A 20,129-nucleotide genomic window follows, 5' to 3' on the forward strand; every position below is an offset into this window, starting at 1 on the left:
GTATGTGGGCCACACCTACAGCTGGGCCAGCGCCGCATCCAGGGCCGCATCGGCATCCGCCGCGCTGGCAATGCCGCCCTGGGCCATGGCGGGCTGGCCGCCGCCGCGCCCGCCGAACTGGGCCACGGTGGCGCGCAGCAGCGCGCCGCAGTCGGGGGCGGCGGCCTGGGCCGGGCGGGCAAACACTAGCTGGGCGCGCTCGCCCACGGCGGCCAGCAGGGCCAGGCAGCCCGCCGCGCACAGGTGCCCGGCCAGAGCGCGCACCTCATCCACCGTCCGCCCGGCGAAGGCGCGGCGCACCACGCGCAGCCCGCCGCGCTCGACGGCCTGCGCGGCCAGCTCGGCGGCCTCGGCCAGCAGCAGCCGCTCGCTGGCCTGGGCCAGGGCCTTGCGGCTGCGCTCCTCGGCCTCGCGCAGGCGAGCCACCGCGTCGGGCAGCTCGGCGGGGGCCACGCTGAACACCCCGGCCAGCTGGGCGCTGACCGCATCCTTGGCCTGGTAGTCGCGCAGGGCGCGCCCGCCGCACAGGAACTCGACCCGCGTGAGCTCGCCCCGCCGCTCGGCGCGGCGGATGTGCACCACGCCCACCCCGCCGGTCGAGCGCGGGTGGGTGCCGCCGCAGGCCGAGTGGTCGAAGTCGGGCACCGAGACCACGCGGATGGGGCCGCTGACCTTGGGCGGCCTGCGCAGCGCGATGGTGGCCAGCTCCTCGGCGGTGACGAAGCGGGCCAGCACAGGCCGGTCCTCCCAGATCACCTCGTTCACCAGCGCCTCGGCCCCCGCCGCCTGCTCGGCGGACAGCTGGCCCTCGATGTCGATCGTCACCAGCCCCACGCCCAAGTGAAACGAGACCGTGCGCAGATCGTACAGCTGCTCCAGCGCCGCCGAGAGCATGTGCTGGCCCAGATGCTGCTGCATATGGTCGAAGCGCCGCGCCCAGTCGATCTCGCCCACCGCCGCATCGGCCGCAAGCGGCGCGGCCAGCCGGTGCCAGACCACGCCATCCTCCGCCTGGGTATCGATCACGGCCACCCCGCCCAGCAGGCCCTGGTCGCCCGGCTGGCCGCCGCCCTCGGGGTAGAAGGCGGTCTGATCGAGCGCCACCTCGTGGTGCCCGGCCTGCTCGCGCCGCCCCACCACCTGCGCGCTAAAGCTGCGAATATACGGGTCGGAATAATAGAGCCGTTCAGTTTGCATACGTCCTCCTCGAAAAGAAGTATACAATGGCTTGAATCAGCCGCATGCAGCAACGAGAGCGACCGGGCCGCGTCGGCCCCGCCAGAGCTGTAGCCACGACAGCAATAGAGAGAGAACACTATGACAGACCAGAGTATTGATCGGCCCAGGCTCGCCGCGCCCGAGATCTTTATGGCCGACATCGTGCTGCCCAGCCAGGCCAACGGGCACGGCACCATGTTTGGCGGCGAGGTGATGGCCAAGATGGACCGGGCGGCGGCGGTGGCGGCGCTACGATTCTGCCGCATGCCGGTGGTGACAGCCTCCACCGAGCGGATCGACTTCCGCACGCCCATCCAGCCCAGCGAGATCATCGAGGCCAGGGCCAAGGTCATCCACGCCGGGCGCTCATCCATGATCGTGCGCATCCACATCCACGCCGAGCACCCGCTGGAGGGCCACACACGGCTGTGCACCACCGGCTACTTCAGCATGGTGGCGATCGACAGCCAGGGCCGCCCAGCGCTGGTGCCCGAGCTGCTGCTGGAGGACGAGGAGGCCAGGGCCGAGTGGGCCATCGGCGAGGAGATCCGCCACAGCATCAAGGCCCGCCAGCAGCGCTAGGCAGCGCCACAGCACAAGACGAGGGCGGGCGCGGCACATATGCCGCGCCCGCCCTATGCTGCCTCGACGGTCGCTATCGCTCGCCCTTTGGCTCTAGGGTATCGCCCAGCAGCGCGCCGGTGAGCACGCCGCCCAGGAATGCGGCCACCGGGCGCGGCGGGCCAGCCAGCCACGCGATGATCAGGGCGGGAATAAGGTTTGTCAGATTCACGCGCACGCCCACCACGCTGCTGCCCTGGTACGAGGCCCGCACCAGGCCCATCGAGGCCGTATCGGGGGACTGCTGGGGGCTGCGGATGAACTCGCCGACGTAGGTTCCAACCAGTGCGGCACCCGCCACCACCACCAGCCGCGTCAGCATACCTTGCACTGCCATAGGCTCCTCGCTCTCTGCCGCTTCAAGAACTTCTTCCACGCCATTTGCAAGACCTGTGCCATTTCGGGGCTAGCCCTCGTCGAACATCGAGCGCTGCGCCATCAGCTGGTCGCTGGCCCAGCGCATGGGCTGGCGGCGCGGCATGGCCTTCACGCTCACGCCGCGCACGCCCGCCAGGGCCAGCACGCCCGCCACCGCCTGCTCGGCGATGCCAGGCGAGTTGGCCTGCTCGGAAAGGTGGGCCAGCCATGCGGTGCGCCGCCGCCCATCGCTGGCCACGCGGGCCAGCAGCTGCCCCGCGTCGATATTGTCTAGGTGGCCCAGCCTGCCGAAGATGCGCTGCTTGACCGGCCATGTGTAGGGCGCGATGCGCAGCCGCTCGCGGTCGTGGTTGGCCTCTAGCACCACCATGTCGGCGGGGGCCAGGGCCGCCGCCACCGCATCATCCCAGCAGCCCAGGTCGATGGCCACGCCCACGCAGCCCTCATCGGCGCGCAGGGTGTAGCCCACCGGCGCGGCGGCGTCGTGGCACACCGCGAAGCTCTGCACCAGGCAGTCGCCCAGTGCCGCAGCGCCGCCCACCGCCAGCTCGGCGGTGCGCACGCCCGCCAGCGCGGGGCCGAGCGCGGCCAGAGTCGGGCCGTTGGCCACCACCGTCAGGCCGTGGCGGCGCGCGAATGGCCCGGCGCAGTGGGTGTGGTCGCCGTGCTCGTGGGTCAGCAGGATGGCCGTCAGGTCGGCGGGGCGCAGTCCCTCGTGGGCCAGGTGGCGCTCCAGGGTGCGCTGCGCGATGCCGCAGTCCACCAGCAGAGCCGCGCCTGGCGTGCGCACCAGCAGCGCGTTGCCGCTGCTGCCCGAGGCGAAGGATGTGACATAGATCGTCATACGGCTAGGCCCGCAGCGCATCCAGGGCGCGCCGCAGATCGGCCAGAATATCGCCCGCATCCTCGATCCCCACCGAGAAGCGCACCATCCCATCGCTGATGCCGCGCTCGGCGCGCTGCTCGGGCGAGAGGTCGCGGTGCGAGGACATCATCGGCACGCTCACCAGGGTGTAGATATCGCCCAGGCTGGTGGCCGGCAGCACCAGCCGCAGCGCGTTCACGGCGCGAAACACCTGCTCGCGCCCGCCCTCGGCCAGCTCCACCGTCACCATCGCGCCGAACAGGCCGCCGAACACATCCGCCGCCAGCGCGTGCTGCGGGTGGCTGGCTAGGCCGGGGTAGAACACCCTCCCAACCTCGGGCTGCTCGGCCAGCCACGCCGCCACCTGGGCCGCGTTGGCGTTCTGCTGGCGCACGCGCAGCGCCAGCGTCTTCAGGCCGCGCAGCAGCGTAAATGCCTCGTGCGGGCCGAGCACCGCGCCCAGCAGCTTGCTGTAGCGCGCGAGCGAGCTGGCCACCAGCGGGGCGCGGGCCACCGCCACGCCGCCCATGGCGTCGCCGTGGCCGCCGATGTACTTGGTGGCGCTATGCACCACCAGATCGGCCCCCAGCAGCAGCGGGCGCTGCAGGATGGGCGTGGTCATCGTGCTATCCACCACCATGCGCGCGCCCGCCGCCTTGGCGCGCTGGGCCAGCGCGGCGATATCCACCACCTTCAGCAGGGGGTTCGAGATCTGCTCGACCAGCAGCACCTGAGGCGCGTGCCGCTCGATCGCGGCATCCACAGCGGCCAGATCGCACATGTCTACGAAGTGAACCTGCGCGCCCTGGTCGGCGAAGAAGCTCTGCAGCAGGCTGGTGGTCGCACCGTACAGGTCGCGCGCGGCCAGAATGCTGCCCACCTGCGGGCTGGTCTCGCCGCGCGGGGTGCCCGCCGCCAGGATGGCCGCGTGCAGCGCTGCCATGCCCGACCCAAAAGCCACGGCGGCGTGGCCGCCCTCGGCCACCGCCATGGCCCGCTCGAAGGCCTCGACCGTGGGGTTACCGTGGCGGGTGTAGACAAAGCCCTCGCCGCGCTCGAAGCACTCGTCGAGCTGCTCGGCACTGGGGTAGAGGTAGGTGGCGCTCGTGTAGATCGGGGTGGCGGTGGGGGTGGCCTTCGGCTGTCGATCACGCTCGCCCTCGTGCACCAGGCGCGTGGTCAAGTTCCAGCTCGATCGTTCTTCTTGGCTCATAGGGCTACCTCGCTGAGGAATAGGTGTCGGTGCCACGGGTCGGCAAAACAGCGCAGATCGGCAAAAGTATAGCATACGTTCCCCCCACCAACCCCGAAACGAGCGAGCCATTTACCACCAAGGATCCAAGGCACCAAGCGTACAAAACAGACGAATACCATGAAGACACGAAGGCAGCAAAGAAAAAGAACGATAAACCAGAGCAACGTATATCAAGCAAACGTATAATCAAGAGTACCCACAGATCATACAAGAGATTGCTCGATCACCATCGCCGGAAGCTTAATCACCATCGCCGGAAGCTTAATCACCATCGCCGGAAGCTTAATCACCATCGCCGGAAGCTTAATCACCATCGCCGGAAGCTTAATCACCATCGCCGGAAGCTTAATCACCATGTCTTTTGTCTAAAGAACACATCCCGCAGATCAAAACCTACATGCACTATCGCTCAATTAAAAAAAGCGGGGGCCAAATCTACCACCCGGCCCGTGCGGCGAAGGTGTTACGTATGTTTTGATGGCCATAGGCACGAACACCAGCCGCCAGCGATCAGCATAGGAACGCTCAACATTGGGGGGTTCGGAGGAGGCGATGCCCTCACATGGTGTCACTTGCTCTGGCGGAGCATTCGGATGCGGCACATGACGAGAGAACGCGTGCCAGGCCATGCACCGCATGGAAGATTCTCGATCTCACCCACCCGGCCCATGCGGCGAAGGTGCCGCTCGTGCACACTGGCCATATGCACGAACACCAGATGCCTGATTTCGGCATAGGAATGCTACAAATTGGGGGTTTCGAAGGGGGCAACGCCCCCTCGCGGGGTTCCTAGGGGCTGGCCCCGAGGCGCTGCCCGCGCAGGGCACACACCAACCAAACATCGACCAATGCCATCGCTGAAGGAAAAAACGCCCAGCGCCGACGGGAAAAGTGACACCTGTTGAGGGGCATCGCCCCATCGCGGGGTTGCTAGGGGCTGGCCCCTAGCCGCTGCCCGCGCAGGGCATCCACCCACCAACCATGAGGAACCATCATGATCGAGGCCGCAGCAGGTCGGCCCGATACGGAAACGCCTTCGAGAAATAACACCATGTGAGGGGCTAGCCCCGGTGCGCCGCTTTACCGCCAAAACAGCAAAAGGCACCCCCAAATAATCGGATAGTGAAGAAACCGCTACCCCACGTTGACAGCACCATAGCGCGGCGCTACAATGGCCCGCACGATGGCGTACACAGATAAGGAGCGTAGATGAAGCTACACGAATATCAGGCGCGCGACATCCTCGCCCGCTATAAGATCCCGGTGACTGGCGGCGGCGTAGCCTCTACGCCTCAGGAAGCGCGCGCCCTGGCCGAGCAGATCGGCGGGCGTGTGGTTGTGAAGGCGCAGGTGTTTGTGGGCGGGCGCGGCAAGGCGGGCGGCGTGAAGCTGGCCGACACCCCCGAGCAGGCCGAGCAGGTGGCGGGCCAGATCCTTGGCATGGACATCAAGGGCCTCACCGTCGAGAAGGTGCTCGTCGCCGAAGCGATCAGCTACGAGAAGGAGATCTACCTTGGCGTGATCATGGACCGCGCCAAGAAGAAGATCATCGTGATGGCCTCATCCGAGGGCGGCGTAGAGATCGAGCAGGTCGCCAAGACCAACCCCGACGCGATCGTGAAGATCGAGGCCGAGCCGATGCTGGGCCTGCAGAGCTTCCAGGCGCTCCAGCTGGCCTTCGGCATCGGCCTGACCGACGGCAAGCAGGCCCGCCAGTTCGCCCAGATCGCCTCGGCGCTCTACAAGGCCTACATGGAGACCGACGCCACCCTGGCCGAGATCAACCCGCTGGTGGTGCTGCCCGACGGCAAGCTCCAGGCCCTCGACTCCAAGATCGTGCTCGATGACTCCGCGCTGTTCCGCCACCCCGATCTGGAGGCCATCCGCGACGCATCCGACGAGCCGCTGGCCGAGCAGCACGCCCGCGAGGCGGGCATCACCTTCATCAAGCTCGATGGCGACATCGGCTGCATGGTGAACGGCGCGGGCCTCGCCATGGCCACCATGGACGTGGTGAAGCTCTACGGCGGCGAGCCGGCCAACTTCCTCGACATCGGCGGCGGCGCAGGCAAGGACAAGGTGAAGGCCGCGCTGCAGATCATCCTCTCCGACCCCAACGTCAAGGCCGTGATGTTCAACATTTTCGGCGGCATCACCCGCGTGGATGAGGTGGCCCGCGGCATCATCGCCGCGCTGGACGAGGTGGACACCGACGTGCCCATGATCGCCCGCCTGGTGGGCACCAACGCCGAGGCAGGCCGCGCCCTGCTGGCCGAGTCCAAGCTCATTGCCGCCGAGACCCTGGCCGACGCCGCCCAGAAGGCGGTGGCGGCGGCGCAGGCCCGCGCCTAGCACGCCATCGAATAGCACAAAGGCCCCAAGACACAGCGGTAGTTTGCTGTATCTCGGGGCCTTTGTGTAGCCGCTAGGCGTCGATCTCGGCCAGAAAGCCCTCAAGCATCCGCAGCTCGTCGCGGTCGCCCGCTGCTTCCAGCAGGCGCTGGGCCTGGGTGCGGCAGATACTACGCTGCTGGGCCAGCGCATCCTCGCCCATGCGCGCCGCCCACTCCATGTCGCGCCGCAGCAGCGCGATCTGCAGCTCGGCCTCGGTGTAGCGCAGCGACACGGCGGGCAGCTTCTCGATCTTGGCCTCGGGGTACTGCGTGTTGGCCACCAGTGCCAGCGGGTCGATCTTGAAAAGGCCCGCCAGCAGCACCACTGTGCGCTCGCTCGGCTGGGCCATCCCCATCTCGAAGTGCGAGACCGCAACCCGCGATGCCGCGATGCGCTCGGCCAGCTGCTGCTGGGTCCAGCCGCACTGGCTGCGCAGCCGCGCGATGCGCTGCCCGAGCGTCTCGGGCGGCTCGTGTCGGCCCATGCGCGCTCCTCCCCTCACCCATCATCGCCCACGGCCAGGGTGCCGTGATTCTGCATTGTAGCACGTGCGCCCGCGCTCCCATCCCCTAACTACAAAGCGTGCAGGGCCGATGCGCTCTTGATTCACCGAAACTTCTTTACCACGAAGACACCAGGGCTCGAAGGTTTGTATCTTTTTCCTTCGAATCTTCAAGCCTTCGTGGGTCTTGCCTCCTTTTTTCCTTGCTGCCTTGGTGGTATAAACCTGCTGCCGAACAAGAACACAGCGGCCCCACAACAGGTGAGGCGCAGCGGCCTGCGGCTACAGCTTCAGACGCACGACACAGTGCAAAACGCTCGTATAATAGAGAGCGCGACCCAGCCGCGTAAACGAGAGCTGGGCCGCTCACGACGACGCCCCGACGGCACCGCAGCCGCCGGAGCAAGGGAGAGCTGCAATGACCAAGTGGACCGAGCAGACCATCCACGCCAACGGCATCGACATTCACTTCTGGCGCACCGGCACGGGCAAGCCCACCATCCTCTGCGCCCACGGCCTCACCGACCACGGCCACTGCTGGAGCCTGCTGGCCAGCCAGCTTGAGGGCGAGTACGACCTGATCATGCCCGACGCACGCGGCCATGGCAAGACCAGCGTCCCCGAGAAGGGCTACCGCACCCAAGACCGCGTGGCCGACGCAATCGGCCTGCTGGACGCGCTGGGGCTGGAGAAGGTCGCGATCATCGGCCACTCGATGGGCGGCGAGTCCAGCGGCATGCTGGCGGCCCTGCACCCCGAGCGCGTGCACCTCGCCATCCTCGAAGACCCCGCGTTCTTCTACAACGAGGCGCGCGACACCCCGCCGAATGTCGACCAGTGGGCGGCGGAGCACAAGAAGGTGCAGGAGGCCAGCATCGAGCAGCTGGTGGCGCATCAGCACCAGCAGGTGCCCAGCTGGGATGAGCGCGTGCTCTACGACTGGGCCGAGTCGAAGAAGCAGCTCAACCTGCACGTGTTCGACTGGCTGCGCGAGCCGGTCACACCATCTGCCGAGTATCTCCCCAAGATCCGCGTGCCCACCCTGATCATCACCGCCGAGGCCGAGCGCGGCGCGATCATCAGCCCGAAGATCGAGCAGGAGATCAGGCAGCTGAACCCCAGCATTGAGGTGACGCGGCTTGCAGATGCCGGTCACTGCGTGCGCTACGAGCAGCCCGAGAAGTACGAGCAGATCGTACGCGCATTCCTGGCCGAGCACATGCCGCGCTAGGCCGCAGGGAGCACGTGTAAACAGCGCACCTCGGCGCGGGGTCGGCCTACGGTCGGCCCCGCGCCCGTTTTCTTTCGTGTCTTCGCACCCTCGTGGTTATTCGTTCCCTTTCTCACCTTGGTGTCTTGGTGTCTTGGTGGTAAACGACCGCTCGGCACTCCGTCGCTGGCACGATTGACACGGGCGGCCAAGCTATGGTAAGCTTCTTTCGTTCGTACTCGCACGTGGAGGATTTCCTAGGATGGCTCTTCTGCTGATTATCAGAGCAGCAAGCTAGATATTCCTGGGATACGTGCGCCTTTTTTCCAGAAACTAAACGACTGAACGACCATACATGAGCCGCGGCGCAGGCATCTGCATCGCGGCGTTTTTATGTCAAACGAAGGGACGACTATGTCAATCTTGAACGTCGGCGGCCTGACCAAATTCTACGGAGCCGAGCACATCTTCAGCGACATCAGCTTTCAGGCGGCGCGCGGCGACAAGATCGCGCTGGTGGGCGTGAACGGCGCGGGCAAATCGACTCTGATGAAGATCATCGGCGGGGTGGAAACGCCCGACAAGGGCGGCGTGTACATGGCGCGCGGCACCCGCGTGGCCTACCTGACCCAGGAGGCCCAGTTCAGCGGCGCGCTGACCCTATGGGAGGAGATGGAGGCTGCGCTGAGCTACCTGATGGAGCTTCGCCAAGAGATCAGCACGCTAGAGCACCGCATCGCCGACACCAGCGCGCCCGACTGGGAAGAGCAGATGGAGCGCTACGGCGAGCTGACCGCCAAGTTCGAGCACAGCGGCGGCTATGAGATCGAGCGGCGCATTGAGCGCACGCTGGATGGGCTGGGCTTCACCCACGAGCAGTGGCACCAGAAGGTCGGCCAGTTCAGCGGCGGCCAGAAAACCCGTGCCGCGCTGGCGGCGGTGCTGCTTTCCGACCCCGACCTGCTGATGCTCGACGAGCCGACCAACCATCTCGACCTCGCCGCGCTTGAGTGGCTGGAGCGCTTCCTCAAGCAGTGGGATGGCACACTGATCGTGATCTCCCATGACCGCTACTTTCTGGACAAGGTGACGAACCGCACGCTTGAGGTGGCCTTCGGCAGGCTGGATGGCGACTACCCGGCGGGCTACAACAAGTACCTTGAGCTGAAGGCCGCAAAGCTTGAGCTGCAGCTCAAGCAGTTTAGCCGCCAGCAGGCCGAGATCGCCAAGACCGAGGAGTTTATCCGCCGGTTCAAGGCCGGCCAGCGCAGCAAGGAGGCGCGGGGCCGCGAGAAGCGGCTCAACCGCATGAAGGAGGGCTGGGTCGGTGGCAGCGGGCGCGGCACCAAGCTGATCGACCGCCCCGAGACGCAGAAGAAGCTGGCCATGAACCTGGCCACCGACCTGCGCAGCGGCGAGCGCGTGCTGAGCCTCGACAAGCTGGTGGTGGGCTTCGCCAACCAGGCCGACGGCCAGCGCACCGCCAAGGTGCTGCTGCGCGCCCCCGAGATCGAGATCCAGCGCGGCCAGCGCGTGGCCCTGATCGGGCCGAACGGCTGCGGCAAGACCACCCTGCTGCGCACGATCATCGGCGAGCACCCCGCGCTCAGCGGCGGCACCCGGCTGGGCTACAACGTGAAGATGAACTACTACGCCCAGACCCACGAGGGCCTGAACCCCCAGGCCAGCGTGCTCGACGAGATCTGGCGGGTCAACCCCGACCTGAAGGAGACCCAGGCCCGCACGCTGCTGGGCCGCTTCCTGTTCAGCGGCGACGACGTCTACAAGCGCATCGGCGACCTCTCCGGCGGCGAGCGCAGCCGCGTGGCGCTGGCCCAGCTCACCCTGATGGGCGGCAACCTGATGGTGCTCGACGAGCCGACCAACCACCTCGACATCGACGCCCGCGAGGCGCTGGAGACCGTGCTGAACGAGTACCCCGGCACCATCCTGTTTGTGTCGCACGACCGCTACTTCATCGACGCGGTGGCCGACACGATCTGGTCGGTGAACAACAGCACAATCACGCCCTTCGAGGGCACCTACAGCGAGTGGGCCGATGCCAACGAGGCCGCGCAGAAGCCCAAGGCCGAGCCTGCACCTCAGCCCAAAGCCGAGCCTGCCAAAGTTGCCGAAACACCCAAGCCCGCTGCGCCCCCCCAGCCCAAGGCTCCGATCTCGAAAGATCAGCAGCGCGACGAGCGCAAGCGCCAGCGCCAGCTCTCCAGCATCGAGAACGAGATCGCCCGGCTTGAGGCCGAGCTGAAGCAGCTAGAGCAGGAGATGAACGCAGCCAGCGAGAAGAGCGACCACAAGAAGGTCACGAACCTGGGCATCCAGTACACCCAGGTGCAGGAGAAGCTGCAGACCCGCTACGACGAGTGGGCCGCCGTGGCGGGCTAGGAGCGCGGCGCGGGTGGGCACGGCGGGGGTGCCGCGCCCACCCAAAAAATGCATCATACCGAAAACTCGTGGCACAAATCACAGCGATCTGATCTATAATGGCGGATACAATTTCCCCAACGAAGCACCCTATAGAATCAACCCGCCAAAGATAGAAACGAGCAGATACATGCAACAGTACCTTCGCTCGCAGCTCTCGCTGCTGCGCCGCATGTACCGCCGCCGCTTTCCCAACCGCACCGCAGGCCTGCGCGACGAGATCGCCTTCTGGGACAAATGGTTTCGCACACGCGGCCTTGAGTGGCCCGACGACTACCGGCAGCGGCTCGACCCGCAGCGCCCGCTCGCCGCACACCTGCGCCCCCTAGCCGATCAGGTTGACGCCGAGGCGGTCGACATCCTCGATGTGGGCGCGGGGCCGCTAACCATCGTCGGGATGCAGCACCCGTCGAAAACGCTGCGGATCGTGGCCACCGACCTTCTCGCCCCCCACTACGACATGCTGCTCGCGCGATACCAGATCACCCCGCCCATCCGCACTATCGCGGTGGCCGCCGAGCAGGTAGAGCGCCATTTTGGCCCCGACCGCTTCGACATTGTCCATGCCCAGAACTGCATCGACCACACCGAGAACCCGCTGGTCGCCATCCAGTCGATGCTCGTGGCGACGCGGCCCGGCGGCTGGATCGTGCTTGGGCACGAGGACAACGAGGCCGAGCGCGAGGGCTATACCAGCCTCCATCAATGGAACTTCACCGTAGATCGCGGCGACTTTGTGGTGGAAAGCCGCACCGCGCGGATCAATATCACCCAACAGCTGGCCACGCGTGCTGCCACATCCTGCGCGCTCGAAGGGGGTTGGCTCAGCGTCACCATCCAGAAGCGCCTCGCACTTGCCTAGGCAGAATCCACGCTCTTTTTATTAAAAAGTGGTAAAAACTCGGCAATCCTACCCTAGCCGCGCCTAGCAGCATCGGCTATGCTCAGGAACACATGGCAGGAGATAGCGATGGGCACCCCAATGCCCAACACCTCCTCGCACCGTTCCGCACACAAGGAGCATTGTCCATGCTGCTATCCCACCGACTCCGCACCAGCGCCGCCGCCATCGCCACGCTGGGCATGCTGGCGCTGCCGCTCTCGCCGCTCGCGCCCGCGCCCGCGCAGGCCATGCCAGCCAGCCAGAGCACCCAGGAGCAGTGCCGACCCGACGGGATGTACCAGACCCCCGGCGTCAACACGCCCTACTGCCTCGCCTACGACACCAGCGGGCGAGAGAAGCTGGGCAGCGACCACGGGCGGCGGATCATCGGCTACTTCGCCAGCTGGCGCACCGGCAAGGATGGCACCCCCGCCTTCTTGGCCAGCAACATCCCGTGGGATAAGGTCACCCACATCAACTACGCCTTCGCCAGTGTCAGCAGCCAAAACAAGATCGCGATCGGCGACACCGCCAGCGCCGACAACCCCGCCACCGGCATGACATGGCCGGGTGTGGCTGGGGCCGAGATGGACAGCGCGCTGGCCTACAAGGGCCACTTCAACCTGCTGAACAAGTACAAGAAGCAGCACCCCAGCGTCAAGACGCTGATCTCGGTGGGCGGCTGGGCCGACACCAGCGGCTTCTACACCATGACCACATCCGACGCCAGCACGGTGAACACCGCAGGCATCAACACCTTCGCCGACTCGGTGGTGACCTTCCTGCGCACCTACGGCTTCGACGGCGTGGATATCGACTACGAGTACCCCACATCCATGAAAGATGCGGGCAACCCGATCGACTGGGCCACCGCCAACCCGCGCCGCGCGGTGCTGATGAAGGGCTACGTGGCCCTGATGAAGACCCTGCGCGAGAAGCTCGACGCGGCGGCGGCGCAGGATGGCAAGTACTACATGCTCACCATCGCAGCCCCCACATCCGGCTACCTGCTGCGCGGCATGGAAAACTACCAGGTCACCCAGTACCTCGACTACATCAATCTGATGTCGTACGACCTGCACGGCGCATGGAACCAGTACGTCGGCCCCAACGCCGCGCTCTACGATCAGGGCAACGACGGCGAGCTGGCCAGCGCCAGCATCTACACCACCCAGCAGTACGGCGGCATCGGCTACCTCAACACCGACTGGGCCTACCACTACTTCCGCGGCGCGGTGCAGTCGGGCCGCATCAACCTGGGCGTGCCCTACTACACGCGCGGCTGGAAGAACGTGAGCGGCGGCACCAACGGCCTGTGGGGCACCGCCCCTGGCAGCGGCTGCGCCACCGGCCTCAGCACCTGCGGCGACGGCGCGCGCGGCATCGACAACCTGTGGCACGACAGCAACGCCGACGGCTCGGAGATCGGCGCTGGCTCCAACCCGCTCTGGCACGCCCAGAACCTCCAGCATGGCATCACCCCTAGCTACCTGGGCGTCTACGGCCTCAACCCCAGCGCCGACCCCGAGGACAAGCTCACCGGCAGCTACGCCCGCTACTACGACAGCGGCCTGGTGGCCCCGTGGCTCTGGAACGCCCAGAAGAAGGTCTTCATCTCCACCGAGGATGAGGAGTCGCTGGCGGCCAAGGCCCAGTATGTGATCGACAAGGGCATCGGCGGCGTGATGATCTGGGAGCTGGCGGGCGACTACGCCTACGACGCCAGCCGCAACGGCGGCAAGGGCGAGTACTTCATGGGCACCACGCTCACCAGCCTGCTCTACGACAAGTTTCGCACCGCCACACCCTACGGAGCAAAGCGGGCCAACGACACCATGCCCACCGGCACGATCAACATCAAGGCCGAGCTGGTCGAGTTCGCCCTGGGCGACAACAACTACCCGATCAATCCCAAGCTGCGGCTCACCAACAACAGCACCATGGCCATCCCGGGCGGCAGCGAGTTCCAGTTCGACTACCCCACCACCGCCCCCAGCACCATGGCCGACCAGTCGGGCTTTGGCCTGAAGGTGATCAGCAGCGGCCACACCGGCGCGAACAAGGGCGGCCTAAAGGGCGACTTCAACCGCGTGTCGTTCACCCTGCCCTCGTGGCAGAGCATCCCGGTGGGCGGCAGCGTAGATGTGGCCCTAGTCTACTACCTGCCGATCGCCGGGCCGTCGAACTTCGTGGCCAAGGTGGGCGGCCAGAGCTACCTGTTCGCCTCCGAGTACCCCCGCACCAGCGGCGGTGCCACCACGCCCACCGCCGTGGGCACGGCCACGCCCACCAAGACCGCGGCCCCCACCGCCGTGGGCACAGCCACGCCCACCAAGACCAGCGGGCCGACCGCCACACCCACCAAGACCGCAGCGCCCACCGCCACGCCCACCGGCAGCACTTGCACCGCCCCGGCCTGGAAAAGCGCTGATGTCTACACCGGCGGCGCGCAGGTGAGCCACGGCGGACACACCTGGCAGGCCCAGTGGTGGACCCAGGGCGAGGAGCCGGGCGTGACCACCAGCGGCGTGTGGCTGGATAAGGGCGCGTGCGCCGCCACGGCCACCGCCACCACGGCGGCCACCAGCACGCCCACCAAGACAACGGCCCCCACCACGGTGGCCACCAGCACGCCCACCAAGACCGCAGCGGCCACCAGCACGCCCACCAAGACCGCAGCGCCCACCGCCACGCCTACGGCCACAAGCTCGGTCAAGGCATGGGCCGCTGGCACCGCCTACAAGGTTGGCGACCTGGTCACCTACAGCGGCGTTACCTACCGCTGCCTCCAGGCCCACACCGCGCTGGTAGGCTGGGAGCCGCCGAACGTCCCCGCGCTCTGGCAGGCATCCTAGTCCACCTCTAGAGCGCGCCATAGGGCGTATGCACAGCGACGGCGCGGGATTAATCCCGCGCCGTCGCTGTGCGTGCATCAGCGTAACGCTGGGGGCGGGCACAGCATTCACTCCCATTCCCCCTCTTGGCATCTTGCTATCTTAGTGGTAGACGATTCTTGTTCCCCCTTCGTGTCTTCGCGCCTTTGTGGTAAACGGTTCTTTTGCTCCCTTGGTGTCTTGGAGTCTTGGTGGTAAACGGTTCTCGTTCTCCCCTTCGCGCCTTCGTGGTAAACGGTTCTTTCCCAGCCCGTCGGACTGCGTGTGCGAACGTGGTACTATAGGCCAAACCTGTCGTGCCGCGAGGTCTCTATGCACCACCGACTGTCACTCGAACACATCCGCGAGGCCGAAAGCATCATCGACCCCATCTTCCGCAACACCCCGCAGTACGTCGCCGAGCCGCTCGGCCAGGCGCTCGGCGCGCGGCTGCTCGTCAAGGTCGAGACCCTCAACCCCATCCGCAGCTTCAAGGGGCGCGGGGCCGCCTACTACGCCGCCAGCGCCACACCCGGCCAGCCGATCATCACCGCCAGCGCGGGGAATTTCGGCCAGGCCATGGCCTACGCATGTCGCCAGCGCGGCATCCCGCTCACCGTCTACGCCAGCGTCAACGCCAACCCGCTCAAGGTCGAGCGCATGCGCGCCATGGGGGCCAGCGTGGTGCTGCACGGCCAAGATTTCGACGCCGCCAAGATCGAGGCCAGGCGCGTGGCCGAAACGACCGGCGCGGCTATGGTCGAGGATGGCCGCGACCCGCGCATCTCCGAGGGCGCGGGCACTATCGGCGTCGAGCTGCTGCGCTCGGTGGAGCCGTTCGACGTGCTGCTGATCGCCCTCGGCAACGGCGCACTGCTCGGCGGCGTTGCCCGCTGGGTGCGCCACCACGCCCCCCACATCCAGATCGTGGGCGTGGCCGCCAGGGGCGCGCCCTGCATGGAGCAGTCGTGGCGCAGCGGCGCGTTGGTCGAGACGCCCAGCATCAGCACCATCGCCGATGGTATTGGCACCCGCATCCCCATCCCCGAGGCCCTGGCCGACATCTCGGGCAGCATCGACGACATCATCCTCGTCAGCGACCCCAGCATGATCGCCGCCATGCGCCTGGCCCACCGCCACCTCGGCCTGGTGCTGGAGCCATCGGGCGCGGTCGGCATCTCGGCCCTGCTGGAGCACGGCGCGCGCTTCCGGGGCAAGACCGTGGCCACCGTGCTGTGCGGTGGCAACCTCACCCCCGAGCAGATGCAGACATGGCTCGGCTAGCATACAGGAAGGACGCATGACCAGCGAGCTAGACAACATCGCGGTGGTGCTGATGCACACCCGCGACGTGCGCAACATCGGCGGGGCGGTGCGCGCCATGAAAAACACCGGCCTCAGCCAGCTGCGGCTGGTCGCGCCCGCGCCCTTCGCCGCCGAGGACATCACCGGCATCGCCCACCGCAGCGAGGATGTGCTGGCCAGCATGCGCGTGGTGCCTACGCTGGGCGAGGCCCTGGCCGACGCCACCTATGTGGTGGGCACCAGCGCCCGCGCCCGGGGCGACCTGCCCGCGCGCTCCGATGTGCGCACCCTGGCCGCCGAGCTGCGCGCCCGCGCCCAGCGGGGCCGTGTGGCCCTTCTGTTCGGGCCGGAGGATAACGGGCTGGACAACGCCGCGCTCGACCGCTGCCACGCCCTGGTGCGCCTGCCGATCAACCCGGCCTACACCTCGCTCAACCTGGCCCAGGCCGTGCTGCTGCTGGGCTACGAGCTGTGGATGGCCGCGCCCGCCCAGCCCGCCCAGCCCGCCGCATCATCCCAGCCCGCCACCGCCGCCGATCTAGAGCAGTGCTTCGCCGAGGCCGAGCGGGCGCTGCAGGCCATCCAGTTCTTCAAGAGCGGCAGCGCCCCCACCATGCGCGCGCTCCGCCAGCTGCTGCAGCGCGCCGAGCCGCAGGCCCGCGAGGTGGCGCTGCTCACCGCCATCGCCCGCGAGGTGCAGGCCTTCCTGCGCCGCACAGCCAGCCAGTAGAAAAAAAGAGGCGGGGCCACCATCTGGCCCGCCTCGCTCTATCCTGCTGCCGCTAGCGCTGGGATGCGCTCGCGCTTGGGGTTCGGGTGAACCCAATGGCCATCGTCGCCATAGCGCTAGATCGCCCGCTCCTGTATGCCAGCCACCATCGCCAGCACCCGGTCGACGCCCACCGGCGTGCGCGACACCAGCGGCGCGCTGCCATCCTTCTCCACCAGCACCACTGCAAACGCGCCCGGCTCGATGCGGAAGCGCTCGCGGGCGCTGGCCACGTTCGGCAGCGCCCCGTCGAGGATGTGCATCACCAGCGTCTCGTGGGCGGCGAGCTCGCCCTCGCGGCCCTCCAGCATGCGCTGTTGCGAAAGAAAGTCTGGGTCATCGCCCGCCGAGGCAAACACCAGCAGCAGGCGGCTCTTCCAGCGATACTGATCGATTTCTAGCATGTCCTTCTCCCTTTCGCGATGCGATAAAGATCACTAGCCGTTCACCACGTTGCCGCCGTTGGGGTGCAGCACCTGCCCAGCCATGTACGACGAGTCGTCCGAGGCCAGGAACACAAAGCAGTTGGCCACCTCCTCGGGCTGGCCGGGCCGCTTCATCGGCACATCCGAGCCGAAGGTGGCCACCTTCTCGGGCGGGAAGGTCGAGGGGATGAGCGGCGTCCAGATCGGGCCGGGGGCCACGGCGTTCACGCGGATGCCCTGCTCGATCAGGGCCTGCGAGAGCGAGCGCGTGAACGCCACAATCGCGCCCTTGGTCGAGGAGTAGTCCAGCAGCATGGGGCTGCCTTGGTAGGCCGTGACCGAGGTGGTGTTGATGATCGCGCTGCCTTTGCCCAGGTAGGGCAGGGCCGCCTTCACCAGGTAGAACATGCCAAAAATATTGGTGCGGAACGTCCGCTCAAGCTGCTCGGATGTGATGTCGGCGATGCTCTTCTGGGGGTGCTGCTCGGCGGCGTTGTTCACCACCACATCGATCCGCCCAAGCTCGGCCACGGCGCGCTCCACCACCTGCGCGCAGAACGACTCGTCGCCGATGTCGCCCGCCAGCAGCATGGCCCGCCGCCCGTACTGCTCGACCATCCGCTGGGTCTCCTGGGCGTCGTCGTGCTCCTCGCGGTACACGATCACGCTGTCGGCGCCCTCTTTGGCAAAGGCCACCGCCACCGCCCGCCCGATGCCGCTGTCGCCGCCGGTGATCAGGGCCACCTTATCGCGCAGCTTGCCGCTGCCCTGGTAGCGCTGGTCGTCGGCGTTGGGGCGGGGCGTCATCTCGCTTTCGCGGCCAGGGCGCTGCGACTGCTGCTGCGCTGGCAGGGTCTGCTTTGATTTCTGCTCAGACATGGCGCGCTCTCCTTCAGCATATTGCTTTCTTCCGGCAGCTACTGCAACGACTATGCCAGCAGCGCAGCAATATCGCCAAGGATCAGGGCAGCTAGCGCACCTTCTCCAGCAGCTCGTGGATGCGGTCGTGGGTGGCGATGGTGAAGGCCACGCTGTTCAGCGCGTAGGGGGCCACCTCCTCGGGCTGCAGCGAGCAGAGGAAGTGGTTGCCGCCGCCGTTCAGGGCCTCGTGCTCCGACTCGCTCATGCAGAAGGCCGTGAAATTGCCCATAATGTAGCGCGGCAGCTGGAACGGCGCGCTGGCGTGCGGCGGCACGCTCACCCACTGGGCGATCTTGGGGATAGTGAAGACCATCGGCTCGCTGCTGGTGTTGCGCAACGTGATCAGCGGCTCGCGGGTGGGCGGCAGCGTGAAGCTGGCCTCCGCGCAGCCCGACTCGCTCAGGGTGATATCGGCGGGGGCGGACGAGAGCACATAGCTGGTGCCCACAAATGCCGTGGCGGCGATCGCCAGCGCTGCGACGGCGGTGATCAAAATCTTGCGCATGGTCGCTCCTTCTCTGCGCCCCTAGTATAGCCGCTCGGGGCATCCACATCCAGCCCCCATGCGTAGCATCATACACGCCGAGGCGGTGGCCAACGCCCTCGGGTTCCCAACACGACACACAAAAAGGACACTCGCCAATGCGTGCGATCATTGCTGGGGCCGGACCAGCCGGCTTTGCGGTGGCCAAGTGGCTTACCGACCGTGGGTTTCAGGTGGTGCTGCTGGAGAAGCGCGACGTTCCAGGCGGCAAGGTCTCGGCCTGGCGCGATGCCGACGGCGACTGGGTCGAGAGCGGGCTGCACGTGTTCTTCGGGGCCTACCAGAACCTGCTGGGCTTCCTAGAGGAGTGCGGCCTGGGCGACAGCTTCGACTGGAAGCCCTCGGAGATGATCTTCGCCTCGCCCGAGCACGGGCGCACCGGCATCCGCTTCGTGCCCAGCCTGCCGCCGCCGCTCAACGGCCTGGCGGGCGTGGCCGCCACCAAGCTCCTCTCGTGGCCCGACAAGCTGCGCATGGCCCTGGGCCTGCTGCGCCCGATCTTCGGCTCGCAGGCCTACATCGACGCGCAGGACGAGCAGACCTACAGCGCCTGGCACCTGCGCCACGGCATGGGCCAGCGCTCGCTGCGCGGCATCATGGACACCATGGCGCTGGCGCTGAACTTCCAGAATGCCGACAATGTCTCGGCCAAGCTGCCGCTCACCGCCATGCTGCACTTCGCCCAGGAGCCAGGGGCCGCCCGCATGGCGCTGGTGAAAGGCTCGCCCCACGAGCGGCTGTGGCTGCCGCTGATCGAGCAGCTGCGCCAGCGCGGCGCGGAGATCCGTCTGGGCGCGCGCGTGCGCGAGATCCAGTACGACGCGGCCAGCGACAGGGTGGCCGGGTTCCTGATGGAGGACGGCGAGCTGCTCACAGGCGACGTGTACATTTCGGCCATGCCGGTGCACAGTCTGCGCAAGGCCCTGCCCGCTGTCCTGAAGGAGCAGCCGTTCTTCGGCGATCTGCGCCACCTAAAGGGCCAGCCCGTGATCACCGCCCAGCTGTTCTTCGACCGCATGGTCACGGATGAGCGCAACCTGATCTTCAGCGCGGGCACCCGCCTGAGCGTCTACGCCGACATGCCGCTGGTTGCGCCCGACTACAACCATGGCAAAGGCTCCATGATCGAGCTGGTGGTAGCCCCCGCCGCCGACATCATCGGCCTAGAGGACGAAGCCGTGGTGCAGATCATCCTAGATGAGTTCTACAAGCTGCACCCCGCCGCCCGCGAGGCCACGCTGCGCAAGTACACGCTGGTGCGCATCCCCAACTCGGTCTACCAGGCCCGCCCAGGGGTGGACAAGTACCGCCCCGACCAGGCCACGCCCGTGCCCAACCTGTTCCTGGCGGGCGACTTCACCCAGCAGGAGTTTCTGGCCTCGATCGAGGGGGCCATCCGCAGCGCCAAGCGCTGCGTGCAGCGGATCGACCGCGCCGTGGCCCAGGGCCAGATCGCGCCGCCGCAGGCCGAGCAGATGGTGTACAATCATGTCACGCCGTAGCCCAAGCGCTTGGCGCGGGTTC

Annotated in this window: 17 protein-coding genes; 9 read left to right on the forward strand and 8 right to left on the reverse strand. The window is 67.0% G+C overall.

Annotated features, from left to right (window positions below):
- Positions 1-15: 15 nt before the first annotated feature.
- Entirely contained in the window at positions 16-1,197 is a 1,182-nt protein-coding gene (locus F8S13_07100; GenBank protein ID KAB8144630.1) for an alanyl-tRNA editing protein, read from the reverse strand.
- Positions 1,198-1,317: 120 nt separating this feature from the next.
- On the opposite strand from F8S13_07100, the gene F8S13_07105 reads away from it, so the two are divergent.
- A complete protein-coding gene (locus F8S13_07105) occupies positions 1,318-1,800 on the forward strand; it encodes an acyl-CoA thioesterase (protein ID KAB8144631.1) in 483 nt (160 codons plus the stop codon).
- 73 nt (positions 1,801-1,873) lie between these two features.
- On the opposite strand, the gene F8S13_07110 is transcribed toward F8S13_07105, so the two are convergent.
- The 3 genes from F8S13_07110 to F8S13_07120 all read right to left on the reverse strand — a co-directional run bounded on the left by F8S13_07110 (position 1,874) and on the right by F8S13_07120 (position 4,295).
- Complete coding sequence (locus tag F8S13_07110; GenBank protein KAB8144632.1) at positions 1,874-2,176, reverse strand: hypothetical protein; 303 nt, start codon at positions 2,174-2,176, stop codon at positions 1,874-1,876.
- 69 nt (positions 2,177-2,245) lie between these two features.
- A complete protein-coding gene (locus F8S13_07115; protein ID KAB8144688.1) occupies positions 2,246-3,061 on the reverse strand; it encodes an MBL fold metallo-hydrolase in 816 nt (271 codons plus the stop codon).
- A 4-nt stretch (positions 3,062-3,065) separates the two neighbouring features.
- On the reverse strand, positions 3,066-4,295 hold the full coding sequence (locus tag F8S13_07120; GenBank protein ID KAB8144633.1) for a PLP-dependent transferase: 1,230 nt from the start codon (positions 4,293-4,295) through the stop codon (positions 3,066-3,068).
- A 1,251-nt stretch (positions 4,296-5,546) separates the two neighbouring features.
- On the opposite strand from F8S13_07120, the gene sucC reads away from it, so the two are divergent.
- Positions 5,547-6,689 (forward strand): ADP-forming succinate--CoA ligase subunit beta, encoded by a 1,143-nt coding sequence (gene sucC, locus F8S13_07125; GenBank protein KAB8144634.1) that lies wholly within the window; start codon positions 5,547-5,549, stop codon positions 6,687-6,689.
- 73 nt (positions 6,690-6,762) lie between these two features.
- Here the strand turns inward: sucC and F8S13_07130 are convergent, their stop codons facing one another.
- A complete protein-coding gene (locus F8S13_07130; GenBank protein ID KAB8144635.1) occupies positions 6,763-7,215 on the reverse strand; it encodes a helix-turn-helix transcriptional regulator in 453 nt (150 codons plus the stop codon).
- A gap of 436 nt (positions 7,216-7,651) precedes the next feature.
- Here F8S13_07130 and F8S13_07135 point away from each other — a divergent pair, with 436 nt between their 5' ends.
- The 6 genes from F8S13_07135 to F8S13_07160 all read left to right on the forward strand — a co-directional run bounded on the left by F8S13_07135 (position 7,652) and on the right by F8S13_07160 (position 16,676).
- Complete coding sequence (locus F8S13_07135) at positions 7,652-8,464, forward strand: alpha/beta hydrolase (GenBank protein KAB8144636.1); 813 nt, start codon at positions 7,652-7,654, stop codon at positions 8,462-8,464.
- A gap of 393 nt (positions 8,465-8,857) precedes the next feature.
- A complete protein-coding gene (locus F8S13_07140) occupies positions 8,858-10,846 on the forward strand; it encodes an ABC-F family ATP-binding cassette domain-containing protein (protein ID KAB8144637.1) in 1,989 nt (662 codons plus the stop codon).
- 169 nt (positions 10,847-11,015) lie between these two features.
- On the forward strand, positions 11,016-11,747 hold the full coding sequence (locus F8S13_07145; GenBank protein ID KAB8144638.1) for a class I SAM-dependent methyltransferase: 732 nt from the start codon (positions 11,016-11,018) through the stop codon (positions 11,745-11,747).
- A 92-nt stretch (positions 11,748-11,839) separates the two neighbouring features.
- Positions 11,840-14,623, forward strand: a complete 2,784-nt coding sequence (locus F8S13_07150; protein ID KAB8144639.1) for a chitinase — start codon at positions 11,840-11,842, stop codon at positions 14,621-14,623.
- A 351-nt stretch (positions 14,624-14,974) separates the two neighbouring features.
- Positions 14,975-15,925 carry a threonine/serine dehydratase gene (locus F8S13_07155; GenBank protein KAB8144640.1) on the forward strand — a complete coding sequence of 317 codons (951 nt, stop codon included), beginning with the start codon at positions 14,975-14,977 and terminating at the stop codon, positions 15,923-15,925.
- Positions 15,926-15,941: 16 nt separating this feature from the next.
- Complete coding sequence (locus tag F8S13_07160) at positions 15,942-16,676, forward strand: RNA methyltransferase (GenBank protein ID KAB8144641.1); 735 nt, start codon at positions 15,942-15,944, stop codon at positions 16,674-16,676.
- A 116-nt stretch (positions 16,677-16,792) separates the two neighbouring features.
- Here F8S13_07160 and F8S13_07165 read toward each other — a convergent pair whose 3' ends face one another.
- The 3 genes from F8S13_07165 to F8S13_07175 form a co-directional block, all read right to left on the reverse strand.
- Entirely contained in the window at positions 16,793-17,119 is a 327-nt protein-coding gene (locus F8S13_07165; protein ID KAB8144642.1) for a DUF4174 domain-containing protein, read from the reverse strand.
- A gap of 33 nt (positions 17,120-17,152) precedes the next feature.
- Positions 17,153-18,019, reverse strand: a complete 867-nt coding sequence (locus F8S13_07170; GenBank protein ID KAB8144643.1) for an SDR family oxidoreductase — start codon at positions 18,017-18,019, stop codon at positions 17,153-17,155.
- 91 nt (positions 18,020-18,110) lie between these two features.
- Positions 18,111-18,566, reverse strand: coding sequence for a hypothetical protein (locus tag F8S13_07175; protein KAB8144644.1), 456 nt, complete (start codon positions 18,564-18,566; stop codon positions 18,111-18,113).
- 137 nt (positions 18,567-18,703) lie between these two features.
- Between F8S13_07175 and F8S13_07180 the strand changes: the two genes are divergently transcribed.
- Complete coding sequence (locus F8S13_07180; GenBank protein KAB8144645.1) at positions 18,704-20,107, forward strand: NAD(P)-binding protein; 1,404 nt, start codon at positions 18,704-18,706, stop codon at positions 20,105-20,107.
- The last annotated feature ends 22 nt before the right edge of the window (positions 20,108-20,129 follow it).

The organism is Chloroflexia bacterium SDU3-3, from assembly GCA_009268125.1.
Taxonomy (GTDB): domain Bacteria; phylum Chloroflexota; class Chloroflexia; order Chloroflexales; family Roseiflexaceae; genus SDU3-3.

Bases quoted from the DNA above. Each gene is read 5' to 3' on its own strand.
- F8S13_07100 (KAB8144630.1), bottom strand. From the start codon at position 1,197: ATGCAAACTGAACGGCTCTATTATTCCGACCCGTATATTCGCAGCTTT.
- F8S13_07105 (KAB8144631.1), top strand. From the start codon at position 1,318: ATGACAGACCAGAGTATTGATCGGCCCAGGCTCGCCGCGCCCGAGATC.
- F8S13_07110 (KAB8144632.1), bottom strand. From the start codon at position 2,176: ATGGCAGTGCAAGGTATGCTGACGCGGCTGGTGGTGGTGGCGGGTGCC.
- F8S13_07115 (KAB8144688.1), bottom strand. From the start codon at position 3,061: ATGACGATCTATGTCACATCCTTCGCCTCGGGCAGCAGCGGCAACGCG.
- F8S13_07120 (KAB8144633.1), bottom strand. From the start codon at position 4,295: ATGAGCCAAGAAGAACGATCGAGCTGGAACTTGACCACGCGCCTGGTG.
- sucC (KAB8144634.1), top strand. From the start codon at position 5,547: ATGAAGCTACACGAATATCAGGCGCGCGACATCCTCGCCCGCTATAAG.
- F8S13_07130 (KAB8144635.1), bottom strand. From the start codon at position 7,215: ATGGGCCGACACGAGCCGCCCGAGACGCTCGGGCAGCGCATCGCGCGG.
- F8S13_07135 (KAB8144636.1), top strand. From the start codon at position 7,652: ATGACCAAGTGGACCGAGCAGACCATCCACGCCAACGGCATCGACATT.
- F8S13_07140 (KAB8144637.1), top strand. From the start codon at position 8,858: ATGTCAATCTTGAACGTCGGCGGCCTGACCAAATTCTACGGAGCCGAG.
- F8S13_07145 (KAB8144638.1), top strand. From the start codon at position 11,016: ATGCAACAGTACCTTCGCTCGCAGCTCTCGCTGCTGCGCCGCATGTAC.
- F8S13_07150 (KAB8144639.1), top strand. From the start codon at position 11,840: ATGGCAGGAGATAGCGATGGGCACCCCAATGCCCAACACCTCCTCGCA.
- F8S13_07155 (KAB8144640.1), top strand. From the start codon at position 14,975: ATGCACCACCGACTGTCACTCGAACACATCCGCGAGGCCGAAAGCATC.
- F8S13_07160 (KAB8144641.1), top strand. From the start codon at position 15,942: ATGACCAGCGAGCTAGACAACATCGCGGTGGTGCTGATGCACACCCGC.
- F8S13_07165 (KAB8144642.1), bottom strand. From the start codon at position 17,119: ATGCTAGAAATCGATCAGTATCGCTGGAAGAGCCGCCTGCTGCTGGTG.
- F8S13_07170 (KAB8144643.1), bottom strand. From the start codon at position 18,019: ATGTCTGAGCAGAAATCAAAGCAGACCCTGCCAGCGCAGCAGCAGTCG.
- F8S13_07175 (KAB8144644.1), bottom strand. From the start codon at position 18,566: ATGCGCAAGATTTTGATCACCGCCGTCGCAGCGCTGGCGATCGCCGCC.
- F8S13_07180 (KAB8144645.1), top strand. From the start codon at position 18,704: ATGCGTGCGATCATTGCTGGGGCCGGACCAGCCGGCTTTGCGGTGGCC.